The sequence below is a fragment of the Salmonella sp. SAL04213 genome, from assembly GCF_046550535.1.
In the GTDB taxonomy this organism is placed as follows: Bacteria; Pseudomonadota; Gammaproteobacteria; order Enterobacterales; family Enterobacteriaceae; genus Salmonella; species Salmonella enterica.
Window position 1 is genome coordinate 104,537 of the sequence record NZ_JBGDXS010000001.1, and the last position, 18,120, is coordinate 122,656.

24 protein-coding genes, 1 tRNA gene and 1 pseudogene are annotated in these 18,120 nt (G+C 49.6%); 7 read left to right on the forward strand and 19 right to left on the reverse strand.

Annotated features, from left to right (window positions below):
• Positions 1–52: 52 nt before the first annotated feature.
• On the forward strand, positions 53–1,237 hold the full coding sequence (locus tag ACLJPQ_RS00520; RefSeq protein ID WP_080184905.1) for a CynX/NimT family MFS transporter: 1,185 nt from the start codon (positions 53–55) through the stop codon (positions 1,235–1,237).
• Positions 1,238–1,355: 118 nt separating this feature from the next.
• On the forward strand, positions 1,356–1,703 hold the full coding sequence (locus tag ACLJPQ_RS00525) for a DUF488 domain-containing protein (protein ID WP_001222527.1): 348 nt from the start codon (positions 1,356–1,358) through the stop codon (positions 1,701–1,703).
• Here the strand turns inward: ACLJPQ_RS00525 and ACLJPQ_RS00530 are convergent.
• Positions 1,689–2,000: a hypothetical protein gene (locus ACLJPQ_RS00530; protein ID WP_080184904.1), complete on the reverse strand. Its 312-nt coding sequence runs from the start codon at positions 1,998–2,000 to the stop codon at positions 1,689–1,691. The genes ACLJPQ_RS00525 and ACLJPQ_RS00530 overlap by 15 nt on opposite strands.
• A 68-nt stretch (positions 2,001–2,068) precedes the next feature.
• Complete coding sequence (locus ACLJPQ_RS00535; RefSeq protein ID WP_000673492.1) at positions 2,069–2,320, reverse strand: DUF333 domain-containing protein; 252 nt, start codon at positions 2,318–2,320, stop codon at positions 2,069–2,071.
• Positions 2,321–2,515: 195 nt separating this feature from the next.
• Between ACLJPQ_RS00535 and ACLJPQ_RS00540 the strand changes: the two genes are divergently transcribed.
• Positions 2,516–2,614 (forward strand): YoaK family small membrane protein, encoded by a 99-nt coding sequence (locus ACLJPQ_RS00540; protein ID WP_001589065.1) that lies wholly within the window; start codon positions 2,516–2,518, stop codon positions 2,612–2,614.
• Between the two features lie 138 nt (positions 2,615–2,752).
• Here ACLJPQ_RS00540 and ACLJPQ_RS00545 read toward each other — a convergent pair whose 3' ends face one another.
• From ACLJPQ_RS00545 to ACLJPQ_RS00570, 6 genes are all read right to left on the reverse strand, one after another.
• Complete coding sequence (locus ACLJPQ_RS00545) at positions 2,753–3,001, reverse strand: GlsB/YeaQ/YmgE family stress response membrane protein (protein WP_000512149.1); 249 nt, start codon at positions 2,999–3,001, stop codon at positions 2,753–2,755.
• A 313-nt stretch (positions 3,002–3,314) separates the two neighbouring features.
• Positions 3,315–3,956 (reverse strand): hypothetical protein, encoded by a 642-nt coding sequence (locus ACLJPQ_RS00550; RefSeq protein WP_052938198.1) that lies wholly within the window; start codon positions 3,954–3,956, stop codon positions 3,315–3,317.
• Positions 3,957–4,185: 229 nt separating this feature from the next.
• Complete coding sequence (locus ACLJPQ_RS00555; protein WP_000513733.1) at positions 4,186–4,368, reverse strand: DUF1869 domain-containing protein; 183 nt, start codon at positions 4,366–4,368, stop codon at positions 4,186–4,188.
• A 2-nt stretch (positions 4,369–4,370) separates the two neighbouring features.
• Positions 4,371–4,733 (reverse strand): DUF1971 domain-containing protein YeaR, encoded by a 363-nt coding sequence (yeaR, locus tag ACLJPQ_RS00560; RefSeq protein ID WP_001248993.1) that lies wholly within the window; start codon positions 4,731–4,733, stop codon positions 4,371–4,373.
• A 172-nt stretch (positions 4,734–4,905) separates the two neighbouring features.
• Positions 4,906–5,544: a leucine efflux protein LeuE gene (leuE, locus tag ACLJPQ_RS00565; protein ID WP_000457190.1), complete on the reverse strand. Its 639-nt coding sequence runs from the start codon at positions 5,542–5,544 to the stop codon at positions 4,906–4,908.
• Positions 5,545–5,741: 197 nt separating this feature from the next.
• A complete protein-coding gene (locus tag ACLJPQ_RS00570) occupies positions 5,742–6,287 on the reverse strand; it encodes a chorismate mutase (RefSeq protein ID WP_000617988.1) in 546 nt (181 codons plus the stop codon).
• A gap of 82 nt (positions 6,288–6,369) precedes the next feature.
• Here ACLJPQ_RS00570 and ACLJPQ_RS00575 point away from each other — a divergent pair.
• Positions 6,370–6,524: pseudogene (locus ACLJPQ_RS00575) on the forward strand (hypothetical protein).
• A 78-nt stretch (positions 6,525–6,602) separates the two neighbouring features.
• Positions 6,603–6,851: a biofilm/acid-resistance regulator YmgB/AriR gene (locus tag ACLJPQ_RS00580; RefSeq protein WP_000208086.1), complete on the forward strand. Its 249-nt coding sequence runs from the start codon at positions 6,603–6,605 to the stop codon at positions 6,849–6,851.
• 254 nt (positions 6,852–7,105) lie between these two features.
• Here the strand turns inward: ACLJPQ_RS00580 and ACLJPQ_RS00585 are convergent, their stop codons facing one another.
• The 6 genes from ACLJPQ_RS00585 to ACLJPQ_RS00610 all read right to left on the reverse strand — a co-directional run bounded on the left by ACLJPQ_RS00585 (position 7,106) and on the right by ACLJPQ_RS00610 (position 10,828).
• Positions 7,106–7,954: a MerR family transcriptional regulator gene (locus ACLJPQ_RS00585; protein WP_000190263.1), complete on the reverse strand. Its 849-nt coding sequence runs from the start codon at positions 7,952–7,954 to the stop codon at positions 7,106–7,108.
• A gap of 68 nt (positions 7,955–8,022) precedes the next feature.
• Entirely contained in the window at positions 8,023–8,616 is a 594-nt protein-coding gene (locus ACLJPQ_RS00590) for a helix-turn-helix domain-containing protein (protein ID WP_023258668.1), read from the reverse strand.
• Between the two features lie 144 nt (positions 8,617–8,760).
• Entirely contained in the window at positions 8,761–9,549 is a 789-nt protein-coding gene (gene aadA, locus ACLJPQ_RS00595) for a cryptic aminoglycoside nucleotidyltransferase ANT(3'')/ANT(9) (protein WP_023195346.1), read from the reverse strand.
• A gap of 108 nt (positions 9,550–9,657) precedes the next feature.
• The gene (zinT, locus tag ACLJPQ_RS00600; protein WP_001537483.1) at positions 9,658–10,305 is read right to left on the reverse strand and encodes a metal-binding protein ZinT; all 648 of its coding nucleotides are present in this window, start codon (positions 10,303–10,305) and stop codon (positions 9,658–9,660) included.
• Between the two features lie 111 nt (positions 10,306–10,416).
• A tRNA-Arg gene (locus ACLJPQ_RS00605) sits at positions 10,417–10,493 on the reverse strand.
• A gap of 8 nt (positions 10,494–10,501) precedes the next feature.
• Positions 10,502–10,828, reverse strand: a complete 327-nt coding sequence (locus ACLJPQ_RS00610; RefSeq protein ID WP_001183699.1) for a four-helix bundle copper-binding protein — start codon at positions 10,826–10,828, stop codon at positions 10,502–10,504.
• A 193-nt stretch (positions 10,829–11,021) separates the two neighbouring features.
• Here ACLJPQ_RS00610 and ACLJPQ_RS00615 point away from each other — a divergent pair, with 193 nt between their 5' ends.
• On the forward strand, positions 11,022–12,155 hold the full coding sequence (locus ACLJPQ_RS00615; protein ID WP_000456065.1) for a mechanosensitive ion channel family protein: 1,134 nt from the start codon (positions 11,022–11,024) through the stop codon (positions 12,153–12,155).
• 81 nt (positions 12,156–12,236) lie between these two features.
• Here ACLJPQ_RS00615 and ACLJPQ_RS00620 read toward each other — a convergent pair whose 3' ends face one another.
• From ACLJPQ_RS00620 to ACLJPQ_RS00640, 5 genes are read right to left on the reverse strand one after another with little or no spacing between them, the layout of a single operon-like run.
• The gene (locus tag ACLJPQ_RS00620; RefSeq protein WP_000947454.1) at positions 12,237–12,827 is read right to left on the reverse strand and encodes an ATP-binding cassette domain-containing protein; all 591 of its coding nucleotides are present in this window, start codon (positions 12,825–12,827) and stop codon (positions 12,237–12,239) included.
• The gene (locus tag ACLJPQ_RS00625; protein WP_080184903.1) at positions 12,821–13,618 is read right to left on the reverse strand and encodes an ATP-binding cassette domain-containing protein; all 798 of its coding nucleotides are present in this window, start codon (positions 13,616–13,618) and stop codon (positions 12,821–12,823) included. Before ACLJPQ_RS00625 ends, ACLJPQ_RS00620 begins: the two co-directional genes overlap by 7 nt.
• On the reverse strand, positions 13,612–14,424 hold the full coding sequence (locus ACLJPQ_RS00630; protein WP_000966637.1) for an ABC transporter permease: 813 nt from the start codon (positions 14,422–14,424) through the stop codon (positions 13,612–13,614). The genes ACLJPQ_RS00625 and ACLJPQ_RS00630 overlap by 7 nt, the downstream gene beginning before the upstream one ends.
• Positions 14,414–15,388 carry an ABC transporter permease gene (locus ACLJPQ_RS00635; protein WP_001520270.1) on the reverse strand — a complete coding sequence of 325 codons (975 nt, stop codon included), beginning with the start codon at positions 15,386–15,388 and terminating at the stop codon, positions 14,414–14,416. Before ACLJPQ_RS00635 ends, ACLJPQ_RS00630 begins: the two co-directional genes overlap by 11 nt.
• Entirely contained in the window at positions 15,388–17,022 is a 1,635-nt protein-coding gene (locus tag ACLJPQ_RS00640; protein ID WP_080184902.1) for an ABC transporter substrate-binding protein, read from the reverse strand. The genes ACLJPQ_RS00635 and ACLJPQ_RS00640 overlap by 1 nt, the downstream gene beginning before the upstream one ends.
• A 681-nt stretch (positions 17,023–17,703) precedes the next feature.
• Between ACLJPQ_RS00640 and ACLJPQ_RS00645 the strand changes: the two genes are divergently transcribed.
• Entirely contained in the window at positions 17,704–18,018 is a 315-nt protein-coding gene (locus ACLJPQ_RS00645; RefSeq protein WP_000182479.1) for a TRL-like family protein, read from the forward strand.
• Positions 18,019–18,120 lie beyond the last annotated feature (102 nt).

Sequence of the window (18,120 nt, forward strand, 5' to 3'; positions counted from 1 at the left end):
CAAACAGTAAAAACTGTTAAGGTATCGCCTCGCCTGACGAGATGAGAAAACGATGACGACAGCCCTTTCACCACGCGGCAAACAGGGCGCTTTACTGATTGCCGGTATTTTGATGATAGCCACTACGCTGCGCGTAACATTTACCGGCGCTGCGCCGTTGCTGGAGACAATCCGTTCGGATTACGGTCTTTCCACCGCCCAGACGGGCCTGCTAACAACCTTGCCGCTTCTGGCGTTTGCGCTGGTTTCGCCGCTGGCGGCCGGTATTGCCCGCCGGTTTGGGATGGAACGCAGTCTGTTTGCCGCAATGCTGCTGATTTGCGCGGGTATTGCTCTCCGCTCCCTGCCCTCCGCTGCATTGTTGTTTGCCGGAACTGCCATTATTGGGTGCGGGATAGCGCTGGGTAATGTGCTGCTACCAGGATTGATTAAGCGCGATTTTTCACAACATGTCGCCAGGCTGACGGGCGCGTACTCATTGACGATGGGCACCGCCGCCGCGTTGGGGTCTGCGCTGGTGGTTCCGCTGGCGTTGCACGGTTTTGGCTGGCGCGGCGCGCTGTTAATGCTGATGCTGTTTCCGCTGTTGGCGTTTCTTATCTGGTTGCCGCAGTGGCGCACTACCCGCTCAGCTAACCTGAGTAGCTCCCGGGCATTACATGAACGCGGTATCTGGCGTTCGCCTTTAGCCTGGCAAGTTACGTTGTTTCTGGGACTTAACTCACTGATTTATTATGTGATTATCGGCTGGTTACCAACAATACTCATCAGCCACGGTTACAGCGAAGCACAGGCAGGATCGCTACATGGCCTGCTGCAACTGGCGACCGCGGCGCCTGGGTTAGCCATTCCGCTTATTTTGCACCGCTTTAACGATCAACGCTGGATTGCCGCGCTGGTCTCACTCTTGTGCGCAGTGGGCGCGGCGGGGCTTTGGTTTGTGCCGGGCCAGGCGATCATCTGGACGCTACTGTTCGGCTTCGGTTCAGGCGCGACGATGATCCTCGGCCTGACGTTTATCGGCCTGCGCGCCAGTTCGGCGCATCAGGCGGCGGCGCTTTCCGGCATGGCGCAGTCGGTCGGGTATTTACTGGCGGCATGTGGGCCGCCCGTCATGGGAAAACTTCATGATGCCAGCGGTAGCTGGTATCTACCGCTGTCAGGCGTGACGGTTCTGGCTATCATCATGGCGATTTTCGGCCTCTACGCTGGACGCGATCGAGAGATAGCGTCATAAATAAACCTGATACCCACTTGAATGCCTGATGACGCTTCGTTTATCAGGCCTGATCCATTAAAATCATTACCGCTATCCGACAAAAGTACCGTAAGCGACACCATCACAGGAGGGAAAAATGCGAATCCAGTGTAAGCGCGTCTATTTCCCGGCGGAAAAAGACGATGGTTATCGGGTATTGGTTGACAGGCTATGGCCGCGCGGCATTAAAAAAGCAGCGCTGGTCTATGATGAATGGAATAAGGCCATTACGCCCTCCACCGAATTGCGCAAAGCCTTTCATAGCGAACTGATTGATTTTAACCACTTCGCGCAGCAATACCGGGCAGAACTTGCGCAACAGCATCAAGAAGGCAAACGGCTGGCGGATATTGCCCGACACCAGCCGCTAACGTTGCTATACGCCGCTAAAGATACTCGCCAGAACCATGCCATTGTGCTGGCAGAGTGGCTACGAGAGCTGTGATTGTCGTGCCGCCACCTGGTCTGGTTGTCTGTCCGGGGACAACGGCATCAAATGTTCTGCCCGCACCCAGGCAAAACCGTGCTGACCATCGGCGGAGGCTACGTCGCCCGTAACCAGCCACAGCGCCCGAGGCGCTTCTTTCGGCAGTAAGGTGACGTGTCCATTTACTGGATTAATGAATTCATCTCCGGGTTGGCACAGGCAAAATAGCTCAACCGATTTACCAATATTCTGCCGTCCGGCGGGTGTTTTAGCGCCAATAACTATTGCCAACGCGCCCGGCTTTAACTGAAACATATTTTCTTGCGCCGCATGAAACTCATTATCAGATTGTTCTTAATCATATCCCGTCGGACCGCAGGTTGTCACTTTTTCGTATCAGGGTGCTCTCTGCGCCATAATGTCCACTCATCAATGATTTCGCCATTGGGCAATTTGCAATCGGAACGCACGCCTTGTGGGGTCTGCACCGGCATCAGCGTACCGCCCTGTTGCTCACAGTAGACGGCTGCCGGATTAGGCATCCCAATACGCGGCGGCCTGGGGGCGTTGGGTTGCGACGATGAACAAGCGCTCAGCAGCAATACGCCTGGCAACGCAATCCACGTAAATTTCATAACGACTCCTTAAAGCGATATTTTGTCCAGGATAACCTGGCGGGTACGCTATTTCCATACTTTCTGTCAGCGCTTTAGTGGGTGTTTATCCCGGGTTAAGTCAGTAATAACCACGCTCTGTCACAAAGCAACCGACCTTTTGTCGCTGAGAAAACCCTGCTATTCTGGCGCCCCCTGAACAGTGAAGGTAATAGCATGAGAGTGGGTATCCTCTTCCCTGTCGTCATTTTCATTACGGCAATATTATTTTTGGCATGGTTTTTTATTGGCGGTTACGCCGCGCCGGGAGCATAACCATGAGGAAAACAACGATGGTGTTGATGGGCATCGCGCTAATTGCGGCGGCGGGTACCGAACTGGGCTGGTGGTAAATTCATTTTGAATAATAAAGGCTACCTGTCGTAGCCTTTATTATCTCTGAAAGTTCTGCGTTTAGCTTTTGATTTTTCTGTAGATTAACAGCACGACAATCGCGCCGATCACCGCGACTGCAAAGCTGCCGAAGTTGAAACCATCCACTTTGCCAAAGCCAAAGAACGTACTGATCCATCCTCCGACTACCGCACCAACGATCCCCAGAATGATCGTCATAAAGAATCCGCCGCCATCTTTACCTGGCATGATCCACTTAGCCAAAATACCCGCAATAAGTCCAAAAATAATCCATGAAAGAATGCCCATTTTTTCCTCACTTATGTCTTAACGTTAGCGGTTTATTTGCCGTTAAAAAGAATAGCACATCGTCAGGAAAGTGAAGTTTGTGATATCCATCACCTTTTAGCGTCGTGGATAAAAGCGCATAAATATCAGGGTTGCAATCATTAATGATAACGATTATCTTTATCAATACCGAGTGGTTGAGTTTATAACCCACCTGTTCGGTACGACATTGCTCACATTGCTTCCAGTATTATTTGCCCGCCTCACCGAGTGCGGGCTTTTTTTGCTAACCGCTATCTATCCCATGGCGAATTCATGGTCTTTTTCAGCCGCGCTATTTTGCGTGATACGGGGTCATCTCCAGCGCAGTACATTCATCCTGCTTGTCCTGCTGCATAAACCCCACGGTCACCATAAACAAACCGATCATAAATGGCACTTCATAAAGCTCTTCAATCAAATCTGTGTAACGAGCGTTATGCAGGAATATCGGCGACAACCACCGATGATGCTCGACAGTGTCGGAAATCAGATATGAACATGCCGTCACGGTAAACAGCCACAATGGCAGAGGAGCGTCCCGTAGGCGACGAACAATCTCCTTACGGAGCCCGGCAGAAAACAGGACTGGCAAGACTAACGCAGCAATTAATAGCACTGAAATCGTTCTGAACAGCATACGCGGCTCGTCAGGGAAATAGTCACGCCCCCAACTGGTGCTTCTACCCAATAGCACCACCCACCAGACAACAGCCCATAGCCAAAACTGCTTTGCCCCTTCGGGACGGGAAAGTGGCCGTATATACCAGGCGGTAAATAGCGCCCCAAACAGTAACCATAACGCTTGTCCGTTTTCAATCCATCGGACCACCACGCCGTTAAGCAAAGGCAATTGCCAGTCCGCCGTAAACGGGATGACCACAGCGGCAAGCGCAAGAGTAAGTGCTGACGAAGTTAATCGGGTATCGAGTTTCATGATTATAAGACTCTTCTGGTTTTTAATACCCAATCATAAGTTTTATGAATACGCTCTCATTAGCAAACAATGCGATATTCTTAATGTTTTCTTAATGTTTCTTTTCAACCCATGTCTGATGTAAATAAACAGCGCTTTTCAATACGCAAAAACCGCATCACGCTGGCGACGCGCGATGCGGCTTCTGATTTAAAAAATCACTTTATATCAAATAGATACTACAATATCCTTACCAACCGCAAACGTCGTGTTCGTTTTCGGTATCGTAGGAACGCACGGTATTGACCAAATCCTTCACAACTTCTGCTGCAACTTCAGGTACCAGCAACGTCATCGGTGCTTCCGTTTCATAGTCCACAGAGACGCCGTTGCTATTATTCGTGACCGTGACGGTATAAGTAGCTTTTCCCATTATTATTCTCTCCCGGCATGAATGACTTTTCGTGAGGTCGCCCCTTCCATCAGTACTTCCGGCGCGACAAAAAAGTCGATGTTAAAATAGGTATCATCCGTCATGACCTCAATATTGTGCCACTTTTCCGGAGGAAACACGCCAAACTCGCCGGCATTGATCACCATGATCTCTTCCGGCTCAGAGCAATGTTCATCAGCGTATCCGAGATATTTGACCGCCCCCTGCATCACCGAGAGGCGAGGATAAACGCCGGGTCGCGTTCCCTTATCAAGGTGGCGTTCGAAAATTCCGGCAGGCGCCGTCTCTTTGTTCCAGAAGGGCGTGGAACGTGTATGGATATGATTTTGTGGAATTTGCCGCATTTGCTTCCCTCTTCCCGCAGGTTACTCAGCGATAATCTCATCGCTGTCGTAAAAAGGTTACGCTCCAAAAACAGCATTTTAAATACCATTTATTGGTTACTATTTTGCTGTTTTCCACGCAATAAAACCGAAAGGAGAGCAATGACCCGCCGTTGACGACGGGTCCAGGTGGTTAAGACTGGAGCGTTGCCAGGCGGGCGGCAAACCCGACGAAAAGAAGGCCAATCAACGAATTGCCCACTTTTGCCAGTTTCTTTTTGGTACCAATATAGTGGGTTACAAAAGCGCCAGAAAGAATTAAAAAGCTCAGATAGCAAAAACTGACGATTTCAAGGGTGGTGGCCAAAATAAAAAATGACACCCCAGTATGCGGCGCAGTAACGTCAATAAATTGCACAAAAAAGGAAACATAAAAAAGTATGGCTTTAGGATTCGTCAGGCTAAGAATTAAAGCACGCTTAAAAATAGCGCCAAAAGGAACTACCGTTTCCGTCGCCGCACGCCCTTTTGAGGTCAGCGTGGCGTAAAGGATTTTTGCGCCAAGGTAGAGCAGATAAAACGCGCCGAGATAGCGAACAATGTTAAACAGAACCGGCGTTGTTTTGATCAGCGTCGCCACGCCCGCATACGCCAGAAACATTAATATCGCATCGCCGATAAACACGCCGCATGCGGCAAGATATCCTCCTTTAACCCCGCGTCCCACGCTGTTTTTAAGCACAAAAAGCGTATTCGGCCCCGGTACCAGAACGATAAAAATCGCCCCAACCAGGTACGTCCAATAATTCAGAACACCATACTCCGCGAACACATTAACCTCTTCCTGAAAACATTTACGCTTAGCTGCGAAACAGTATGCTAACGAATGCACCGGAAGATGGGAAGCGAAACCACGTCTCTCCAGGCCGCTATTCCGCCACGCTTATATCCACATCACCCAAAAACGTTCTTGTATCGCGCCCCCCGCAGGCAATCACCAGGTATTGGCCCACGTTTCCTCATGGGGAATTAACGCGCGCGTCGTACCAAAGATAGGGCTGCCAACACATCACTGATATCGCTCTCATTCAGATTCGGCGCATTAAACTTCGCTCTCAGCCACACCATATCCTCGTGGCTGAAAGCGCCGACCATCAAGCGCTGGCTGATAATGATCAACATTTGATTATCAAGTTGTCGAATACGTTGCCGGGTGACCGACAAGGTTTGTATCGGAAAGGAGGGTTCTGAGCCGGTTCGCCACTGCGCTAAATAGCGGTACTGTATCGCTTTACTGGCATCCATTAGCGAACGAATAAAAGGGGTTATCGAATGCGGGTCCAGACCGTTATTTTTCGCTTCTTCTTCGGCCTCGGCAAAAACATTTTGTTCACGCGTGAAATCCTCTATCGGCAGATGGTGCTTCATTTTATAAGCAGCCACATCTTTCATTAATAACATGCGTTCATTGAGCGCGGTTAAGAGCGCGCCAAGCGATACCGACGTTACCGAATCGGCAAAAGTGGTGCTGCACATCAATAAAGAACAAAGAAAAATGGCGATATGACGAATCATTAATCAACCTCCTTTTACGGAGGCCTGACAGTAATTTACCTTTATTAAGATAACATTAAGTAATTATTACAGATGGGTATTAATGCTTATTCGTTTAAACTGGAGTGATAAAAAGAACAGGCCGTTGATTCTACGGAATCTTCACCTTCACTTAAAGTGTATAAAATATACAACAAATCACACAAATGTGATGCACATCACGTTTTTATGATTTTTTATTACGGTTTTATGATATAGGTCTAATTTTAATAGGTCACTAATTTCTCTCCCCCGCTCAGGGAGATCGGCTTCAATTTACATCGAATATGGTGAAATATGACTACCATTACACTAGTCAACGAACAAAATAGTACTGGCAATCCTTTTTCTGCACATATGTTATGTGAACAGCGAGCTATTCAGGAAATTACTTACGAACTATTGCAATCGCAGCAGCATGTCTCAAATAAGGATATCATCGCCAAACTTATTGAAAAACTGGAAACAGAAAAAGACGTAGTGCAGCTTGATATTTACCGTAATGCCTTAGAAGCCGTTTTGTTTCAGACACCTGACGACATCTAATATATACCCAAAATAATTCGAGTTGCTTAAAGGCGGCAAGGGAGTGAGTCCCCAGGAGTATAGATAACGATGTGACTGGGGTGAACAACAAATCTGCCGGGAGCAGATTTGAACGTCGCGTGCGACGGCCCGTCAGAGCGAGGCCCATCAATGGGCCGAGTAATCCGTAGCCAACACATAAGCAACTTGAAGTATGAAGGGTATAAACAAGGGAGGGGGTTACTCCTCCCCTGTTCGTTAATAATGCAGATGCCTCAACGTGCGGTGCCTGATTTTTCGTAGCCGTTTGCATGGATTTGCGGTGCAACATGCTGCATACTTTCCGGCATCTCATGCTGCCGATATACGGCTGGCAGTAATGTTAAGCCTGAGCCATTTTTCACATGAAGACTAAATTTACCCGATTCTTTTAAAGCCTGAATAAGATTTTCCTGCGCGGGGGTTAATGTCTCATCATGCCACAGAACAATATGCTCGAAAGACGTTGATAAAAGATCGGGCATCGGCGCCTGCCAGGGGATGACTTCAACTCGCATACCTTCACTACAATATTTAATCGTTTCGAGCCATAGCTCAATGGGGTCGTTCAGCGAAAACGCAGCAATAAGCATTGTGCCTGCTGGCGCCTTTCGTACGCTACTTAGCTGGAACGTGGCGTATTCAATAATCGCAGTATCCAGTAATGCCTTTTCAAATCGGCGTGCATCATCATCGCCTGCGGACAACCACAGCCGTAAAGGACGCAGTATTGACTCAATGACGATACACGGCGGAATTTCCCGACCATAACGCCAGAGTAATTTTCGCAATTTGGCGGGTTCGAATTTTCTACACTGCGCTAAAATCTCTTCCTGGTAAAATAACCATCCCGAGCGGCAATGCGTTTCTTCACCATAGAGTGCAGGTTTAATCTCTTTTAATGAGAAGCCTTTGCTTAACGCGTCGATAATATGCTGTATTCTGATAGCATCTTCTATGCAATAAAAACGATTGCCAGCTTCATCTTTGGTAGGTTGAAGCAGGCCATAGCGTTCCCAGGACCTGATATTTGCTGTTGTGACACCACACTGCGCCGCCATTGCGCTAATACTAAAAGTAGCCATGCCTGTCTGGCCTCATGATGATGTAAGAAAGCATAGTGAACCTAAACGCCATCAGAAGCAAATCATTATTAAGCAATGACCTTACTATTTACACGGGAAATTACATTATCAACATTATTTATTGTAAGCCAGTGCATAAAAGCTTTAGAGACGGACAGTATTTGATAATCCAGAACTGTTCTACAACCTAATTTAGTCAGAACATGGTAGCGTACTGAGTAAATAGTTTTTAAATGTACATTTAGCTCACAGCTTATTTGTCGGATATCCATTCCTTTAACAAGCATCGCCAAAACATTTCTTTCATTCGCCGTTAATCTGACTTTCTCTGACCTGGGAAAAAATTGACCAGCAGCGGCCAAAATCAGTAACTCACGCCACTCAGCAATAGAGGCATCGACCTTTATTCGATATATGGCATGATGTTCATCAATAAAGTTATATTCATTATGGGTAACAATTCCAATGAGTACCGTTTTAAATGCGGAAGTAATATACTGCTGTACGGTGTAGTAATCGTCGATATCAAAAATAATATAATTTACGTTACCAGCTATTATTGCGACGTCCTTAAATAAGGACTCCAGACCATAATTAAGAAACAGGTTTTCGCTCAATAGTCTTGTATCTGTCTTTAAAACAGATGATGCGGAACCAGTCATATCCACCTCAACAAAACGAGAGCCATGTGGAAATATCCATTCGATGGCCCGCATAAGATCATCTGCTTACTTCAGCGATGAGAACCTATTAAGTAGTAGTTGAGGAACGCCGTTTGCGCAACCTGACAGACGTCCTGGGGCATCTTATGTGAACTGCGTGGGGATGTGCGCTTTCGCAAAATCCACAAAGCGTACGACCGCAGGCAGCAAAATATGCCAGTCCTGTTGCTCCAGACCTAAATATTCACGCTGCGCCGCACGCAACGTGGCAGCATACTCTTCCGGCAACTGAGGTAACAGCCAGTCAGCCGCCGCATCCTTAGAGGTAAATCTCCCGGTAGAAAGGGTGTACCAGATACGCGCCAGGGTTAAAACGATATGATACTCATCTCCCTGCACATCTGCCGTGGATTGCCAAAGGTCGAGGGGATAACGCAAGGCCTTCAGCAACTGCGCCGCAGGGGCTGGCGTGAACAGCCGTTCCGCGCGTTCGCCCTTTAGCGGTATACTGGTTTCCAGAATTTGGGTTATCAGTAACACAATGTCCCAGTCCTGCTGCGCTGGTTCATAAATCCCCTGACAAATGTCCTCTCTTAGCCACTCGCCAAATTGCATTTCCCGGGCAGGTGGAAAACACCAGGGAACCAGCTGCGAATAAAGCACGACAGTGACCTCCAGAGCGCGTTTTTCTGCTGACGCCCCCGGCGGCGATGAAAGCGCCAGCAATTCCTGCATCAGCGTTGCGCGTTGGGCCTCCGTCAGCGGCTGGCATATTGTCACCAGTAGATCAATGTCGCTGTTTGGCTTCAGACCGCCCGCAACAGCGGAACCATATAAATGAATAGCACGCAACGTATCGCCTGTAACACGAGTAATCAGGCGACATGCCGCTTCCGTTTGGCATTGAATCGAGGGCGGTATGGACAGCGTCATCATCGCTCCGGGGGCGCAGGTATTTTTTATATTGATTGCCAGAAATATGGCATAACGGCAGAAAAAAAGCTCGCTATTCATAGCGAGCTTTTAACATTGCAATCAGACTTAATGATGTAGCATTTCGTCAACGACCTCATTCGCCTTTAACTGATAAGGATAATAGGTAGGCCAGTTTTCCATCTCTTGCAGCAATGCCTGCTGCGAGGTATTTCCCATAAAGATATGGAAGTGCGCCGATTTGCGCGGGGCAATGATATGATCGCTAAACTGAACATATTTAGGCGCTTTGCTATTCGCATCTTTACATTCGAACAGGTAGCGCACCCCTTTTTTACCCGATGCGTAAGTCAGAATTTTATAGCCGGCATAATTGTATTTACAGGATGCAACGTTATTGTCGCGATGGAATTCTATAACGCCATTTTCAATGCCAATAGTCTCAACATTTGTCGCGTATCCTTTGCGATAATACGCTTTAATATCCTCAAACGTTTTCTCCGGGTCTTTCTTCGCCTTTTGCCTGAAGACAGGGTCCAGCTCGCCGCTGACCAGATAAGGATAGACGGATTGCCACATACCATCCCAGTCGGTGAGCGCGCGATCGCGTACATTAGCGTCATCAAACACGCCCGCTGCCGCTTTTTGCTCAACCTCCGTCATCGGCGCGCCATGAGCATGATGACCATGCGCGAAGGCAGGACTATTTACCAACAGCATTCCCAGAAGCATTGTCAGTTTTTTTAAATGAATCACCAAAACGTTACCCTCATCTTTCTTAGAAAGATGATTGTTATATTATAACATTGCATTTATTTCAACAGAAACTCAGCGGCCACCGCGCAGGTGGCCTTTTTTGATATCAACTGGTCCGCCATCGAGGAATTGAACCCCGAACCTTAGAGGTAGAAGCTCTATGCTCTATCCGGTTGAGCTAATGGCGGAAGAAAAATTACGCGGCCATTTTAAGGCAGGCGTCTGCGCATTGGCTGCATGCCCGCGCGCAATTCTGGCAATGGTCGTGATCGTGCCTTGCACACTCTTCGGCGCAGGCTTTGCAGATATCCGCGCACAGGCGGCATAATTTTTGTGAGTACTCGCTTTCCAACGCCATAAATTGCGCCGCCAGGCGACAAATGGCCGCACATTGCATATCTAACTGGATGCAGTGCTTCATCATTTCGACGTTATCTTCACGCAGACAAGAAGAGGCGCAGATATCACACGCCGCCGCGCATTCATAACACTGCTCAATACACTCACGATGTTCTTGTTGCATAAATGACTCCTTATTTTATTAAGAGGAGTAGATAAGTCTGCACAGAAACGCCGGGATAGCCAAACGGCTACCCCTCTTTTTCATACTTTTTGAACAAAAGTGCTGAATAAAACAGCAATAGTAAAGCCGGAAATCGGCCTCCGTGATGTGACGTCTATACTGTAATGTTCATCTGCTTTTCATCGGAGGTAAAATGGAGTATTTAGCACGACTAAATATCGTTGCGATGCTGATGTCAACGACGTTCTGGATCAATCTGGCGGTCGTTTTTTTCGTCACCCTCATTACTTACTGGCTCATCAACTGGCTACTTAATGTGGTCTATAAAGCGCTACAACGCCCGGATAAAAAGGATGATGCTCATGGGCGGCTGCGGCCTATTGTTTTCGAGATGCTGAAAAAGACCAGTAAGATGCTAATCTTTTTTGCCGCATTTCTCTTTAGCCTGCGCTTTGTCGCCCTGCCCGACCGGTTATTCTCTACCCTCTCTCACGCCTGGTTTTTAGTGGTTGCGATTCAAATGGCGATTTGGCTTGATCAGGGCGTACAGTCATGGATGCGTCATTTACTGTATGCCCCAGGCTCCAATAAAAACCCGGTGACGTTAGTCATTCTTGGTATGATTTTGCGCGTGCTCGTCTGGTCTATGATGTTGCTCTCCATCCTGGCGAACGTCGGCGTGGATATTACCGCACTGGTAGCCAGCCTCGGCGTGGGCGGTATTGCTATTGCCCTGGCGGTACAAACCGTTCTGAGCGATGTCTTCGCTTCGCTGTCGATTGGTTTCGATAAGCCCTTCGAGATCGGCGATTTCGTCGTCTTTAATGATGTAGCCGGTACGATTGAACATATCGGTTTGAAAACCACTCGCATCCGTAGCCTCAGCGGCGAACAGATCGTTTGTGCGAACGCGCAGTTGTTGCAGCAAACCATACATAACTATAAGCGAATGCAAACGCGTCGTATCGTGTTTACTTTTGGCGTCGCCACTGCGACACCGCCGGAAAAGTTACGCCTCATCGGCGATATGGTGAAAAAGATTATTACCGATGTCGGCGAAACACAATTCGACCGCGCCCATCTACTGGCCTTTGGTCAGGATCGGCTGACCTATGAGGTGGTGCATATCGTCAATACCGCGGATTACAATAAATACATGGATATTCAGCAAGAGATAAATATCCGTATTATTGAAAAACTCATTGAGAATGATATCGAACTGGCGCTGCCAAGTCTGGTCGTTAGAGCCCCTGTACAGGTTGAAGAGACCAGGGACTACAGTAATACCGCTGATGCAAAAAACGCAGATAAACGCGTCATGCAGTAAAATCTCTGCCGACAATACCGGGAACCCATGGGTTCCCGGTGCGTTAACGGCGACACGGCAATGCGGAGAAACGACTTGCGGCTATTCCACCTGTAAATGGCGGGTACAGACTTGATCAAGTAGCGCAGACTGATGACTAATCACCAACATCCCTAATGAACGGCTGCGGCACACCTCAAGCACGTATCCCCATATCGCTTTTTGAATAGACGGATCGAGTTGCGCCGTCATTTCGTCGGCAATCAGAAAACGCGTTCGTGGGTCAAGCGCGCGCAGTATCGCAATACGCGCCAACTCCCCGCCTGAGAGCTGCATTGGCCGACGCGTCAGCCACTCGGGCTGCACATGCAAACGCCTCATCGTTTCCAGGTCAGGCTGCCAGGCATCACGCACAGCGTCTCCGGCGCTTCGCCAGGGATTAAACGTCAGTTCAGGATGCTGGGGAACAAGCTGTACCGGACAATACTGATGCAGGGGTAACGGGCTGCCGTCCAGCAGAACGTCGCCCGCCGTCGGCTTTTGCCATCCGGCCAGGACGCGCCCCAACGTTGTTTTCCCCGTTCCGCTTGGCGCATGAATTCCTACCCGTTCACCGGCAGAAATCGTAAACGTCAGGTTCTGCCATAAGACTTTCCCGCCCTGACGAATAACGAGGTCGCGGCAGCTTAGCATTCTATTCCCTCTCCGGTCGGCATAAATAACGGGTTTAGTTCAGGCAATGCCTGCCATTGCCGTTTTAACGGCTCACTCATCTCTTCCGGCTGTAACTGCTCGCAGCGGATATTGTCCGTGATATAACCCTGATGCAGCGCCACAATGCGATCGGCATACCGCGCCGCCAGCAGCAGGTCATGAGTCACCCACAGCACGCCGCATCCCCGCTTGCAAAGACCTCGCAAGTGCTCGAGCAACTGGTTTGCCAGTGCGGTATCAAGCCAGGCGGTGATCTCATCCGCGAGGATATAACGAGCCTGGCTAAGCGAGGCGTGGCACGCCAGAATTCGTTTAGCCATCCCGCCGGAGAGCTGGCGGGGAAAGCGTTCCAGGACTGTCGGTGCAAGATCGCTCTGCTGTAATAGCTGTACCATTTGCGTCTCATCCCAGGCGCGTCCGGTCAGATGACATGCTCTGTTCAAATGTTTTCTAATATTCAGCATGGGATTAAGCGCCTGTACCCCCTGCGGCACGTAGCTAAACGTATTGCCCCTAAGCTGCCTGATGGTATGTCTGTCCAGCCGGTTGCCATCAAGCGTAATCTCCCCCCGAAAGCGTAAATTTTCCGGCAGCAGATCGAGCAGGCATTGCAGCAGCAGACTTTTGCCCTCCCCGCTGCCGCCAACCAATGCCACCATTTCGCCGGGCGCGATATCAAAAGAGACATTCTGTAATAACGGCGACCAGCGTCTCGCGCCATACCAGCGATAACGCGCGCTTTCCAGCGTAACCTGTTGTAAACTCAGCATACGTCACTCCTTAGCCACAGCCGCTGAATGGCGCGCGCAAACTGATCGAAGAGCATCACCAGCGTGAATAACATTAGGCCGGGAAACAGCACCAGCCACCAGTTACCATGGCTAATAAACCGTAACGCATCCGCCAGCAACAGCCCCAGCGAAGGCTCATGCGGCGCCAGCCCAAACCCCAGAAAACTTAACGCCGCGCTGTGCAATACCGCATGAGGAAACATCAATAACGTTCCCGTCAACCATTGCGGCAATAGCGCCGGAAAATAGTGATATCGCCAGCAATAAAGGTGTCCATGCCCCAGACGATAGGTCAATGTCAGGTAGTCACTCTGCGCTACCCGCTCCGCGTCGGCGCGCAGAATCAGCGCCAGACGGGGCCAGTGCGTTAACGCCACGGCCGCAATGACGCCGCTTTTACCGCCGCCGAGTGTAAAACAGATAAGGATCAGCAGAAGTAAATGCGGCATGGCGAGCATAGCATCGGTTATCAGCCGCATCAGGAGGTCCAGCCGGGGATGAATACGCGCCACTGCCGCCATCACTAGCGCGATAACGCCGCTGCACAGCGCGGCGCCAACGCCAATTTGTAAACTGGTGAAGGCCCCCTGAAAGCAACGAAGCCATACATCACGCCCCAGATTATCGGTGCCAAACCAGTGCTGGATATCAGGCGACAGATGCCGGGCAAGCAGATTAACCTCTGGCGGCTGGCTCAACGTGGCATAACCGTATCCGGCAATAAACAGCAGACAGGTAACGGAGAGGATCAGACGAAACAACGTCGGGGCAGGATTATAGAGCATCGGGACGCTCCAGCGATCGATTAAGCACCACCACAAGCCAGGCTGAAATCGTATTTCCGGCAAACACTAATAGCGTACAGAATAAAACGATCCCCATGAGTAGCGGGACATCGCCACGCAGGCCGGCATCGATAGTAGCCTGTCCCAACCCCGGATACGCAAAGACTTTTTCTGCCAGTAACGCCCCCCCCATCAGTTCGCCCAGAGAAGCAAATTGTAAGCAGAGCGCTGGGGTAATCGCATGACGTAACACCTGGTGACGTAACAGCGACCATCCTTTATCCCCCTGAGCGCGCGCAAAACGAATAAATTCGCTCTTCATTACGCTGGCTATTTTTTCTCGCGTATGCAGCGCAATTTGCCCCATGCCCAACAGACTTAATGCACATACCGGCAACACAAGATGGCGTAAACGTTCCGATAAAAGAGCTGTTCCTGCATTATTTCCGGGGTCCCAGGCGCAACAAACAGGTAACACCGGCCAGCGGACGGCAAACAGCGCCAGCAGCAGCATTGCTATCCAGAAAGTGGGCAACGATGACAATAAGTAGCTGATACGGCAAATCATCTTATCCGGCCAGCGGTGGAGAAAACGTCCGGCCAGAAAACCCAATGTCACGCCCAGCACACCAGACAATAGCCAGGCGCCTGCCAACAGCGCGAATGACGTCGCAAAACGTTCCCGGATCACGCTGGCGACAGGCATGTTGAACAGCATGGAATACCCCATGTCACCCTGGAGCAGACGCCAAAACCAGTGACCGAAACGCTCCCACAGCGGCTGGTCAAGCCCCCAGCGCGCCGCAATCCGCGCATATTGTTCTGGTGGAACATGGAGCAGATCGTTGCCAATATAAGCGCGGATAGGATCAACGGGCGAAAAGCTAAGCAAAATGAAGGTGCCGGCAGCCACCAGCACCAACAGAATAATCAGCCGCAAAAAATGACTGAAGAACAATTTCATCACCGACAGGTCCAGGTCCAGTCATCAAGATTGTTTAACACCGACCAGCTACCGTGGATTTCTGGCGCGCCTTTTCCCAGATCAATACAGGGGTTGGCCAGATAGGTATGCTGAATATTAAGCAGCCATGCCCATGCCGCATCGCCCTGAACGCCCGCGCCCTGCTTCCCATCCCACTCAACCTGCTGCCAGAAAGGAATCGCCTTTTGCCAGTCAGGCGCATCTATAGCCTGTTTCAGATGTGCTTCTACCGCAGGGTTGCTGTAATAGCCCGGGTTATAATATTCCACACCAGCGGCTTTCCCGCTGTAGTGATGGAAGAGTTCCATCGGGTCCAGACTTCCCCAGCCAAACAGCGTAGGGTTAGCGTGCATATGGCGCTCTACAGTTTCCCAGCTTCCCGATTGCAACGAGACGACAATGCCTAAAGGCTGCAACATGGCGCGCACCGCCTCGGCCAGATCCCGTCGGGTGCTGTCGCCACTGGCATACCATAAGGTCAGACGCGCTTCTTTACCTGCTTTTTCACGCACGCCCGCACTGTTTATCTTCCAGCCGGCCTCTTCCAGGATGGCGCGCGCTTTTGCAATATCGCCATCGCTGAATATCACTGAAGGATTTTGCCACGGCAATCCCTGCACCGCGCTATAGGCGGGTATCGCATGGCCTTCCATCACCTGTTCCGCCAGTTGCTTACGATTAATGGCATAGTTAATTGCGCGTCTGATAGCGACATCAGCGGTCACATCGTTGCCGACAGGATAACCGTTAGCATCCTTTTTACCGGCAGGCACCATCGGGAAGACAATGCCCCGGTTTTCAACGCTATCGCGTACCCAGAGTTTAAGATTATCCTGCTGCGGGGCCACCGCCATAGAAGGGGCAATGCGCACCAGACCTAACTGTCCGCTGCGCGCGGCGGCATAAGCATTATCTTCATCCAGAAAGACAAAAACCAGCCGGTTAAAGTCATTCTTTTTACCCGCATACCAGGGATTAGCTTCAACGATCAGTTGCTGACCCGGCTGAAAGCTGACCAGTCGGTATGGACCGGCGCCTATCGGTTCACGGGCGAACGTTTTTTCATCATAACGGCTGGCCGGAACAATCCCTAACGATCCTAATACATTCACAAAGGTGCTCTGCGGATGGCTCAGCGTCATCTCAATTCGGCGCGCATCCAGCGCTCGCGCATGACTAAAGTTGCCCATGTCAATTTTACCGCCGCTCTTCGCCGCTTTGTTATATGTAAAAACGACATCTTCGGCAGTTAATGGCGAGCCATCGGAGAATTTCAGCCCGGGTTTTAAGGTCAGTATCCAGGTTTTACCATCGGGGCTGGTGTCCACTTTTTCCGTCAGTAAATTACCCCAACTCATATCGGCGTTTTGCTTGAGCAACGGCGCATGAAGCAATAAGTAACTGCCGTGGCTCCAGCCCAGCATAGGATCAAAGCCTTCCGTTGGCTCAGGGCCAATGGCCAGCTTTAAGGTATGGCCATCTGCCGTGTCCGACGCGGCGAAAAGCGGCGAGGTGAATGCCAGAGTCAGCGCGCACGTTATGAGCGCCAGTTTGCCTTTAATCATCAGTTTACCCCAGATTATACGTTGTTTTTGTTTCTCCCGGCGCAGCATAAACGTCGAGAGACCTCCTGAGGACGGCATTATGGCGAGCATTTGTAAGGAAAAAATTGATGCAGAACAGAAAGTATGACGATCTTTTAAAAACATCATACGCACAAACGTCGGGAGCGCCAACGTGGGCTAAAGGCCGCTTTTGACGGGGATAAAACGCAAGGGAAATGACGCCAGGAATACCGGGTTAATTAACGCCATCTTATTCTCTTATTTCCTTTCTATTCTGTATTACGTCTTCCCATCCGACGCTGTTCATTTTCTCAACGTTATTAGTCAGTACTGAAACGTAAGAAGGTATCGTAATTAGCGCTTCATGGCTTTAAACCTAAACCAATATTAAACGAACCGGGCGTTAATGAAACTTACCAGCAGAACGCCAGTCATATGGCAACCCGATGAAATGACATGCTATGGAGTCCAACCGAAAAATGTTAACGCCGCCAGGGCTCGTGATGATTTTTTTAGCCGTACTGTTCTCATTGCTGACAGGGTGCGCAAGTTATAAAAACACGGCATGGGGAATATATCCGGCTTCAACGGATATTTGTCCATCAGGTACGACATCAACAGGAGGGTGCAAAGAGTAATACCGCATATTTAATATACACCACTTTTTAAATGACTGTCCGGACATTTTCGGACGGTAAGTTTTCTATTAATTTATAATGGACTAATCCCATGACAAATAAAAAACACATTTTTTCAATTATCTTTATTGGTTCTCTTTTAACGGGGTGTGCTACAGGACCATCACCGACAGGGATTGGCTTATATACGGATGTTAAAGGGCCAATTACTGCCACGAGTCTCCCGGCAACCAAAACCGGTAAAGCGTGTGCGCAAACGGTATTGGGTATTGTAAATACCGGCGACGCATCTATTGATTCAGCGAAAAAAGCGGGCGATATTTCTTTAGTGTCGAGTGTTGATTATGAAACTACAGGCTCATATCCGTTTTATGGTAAAACCTGTGTTGTCGTAAGAGGACAATAACAACAGTAAGCCGGCGATGCCGCCGGCTTTTTATCCCATTTTACGTGCCGCTATCTCTGTCTGTTCCTTGCGACTCAGCCCCCGCTTTAAGGTTCTGTTAAG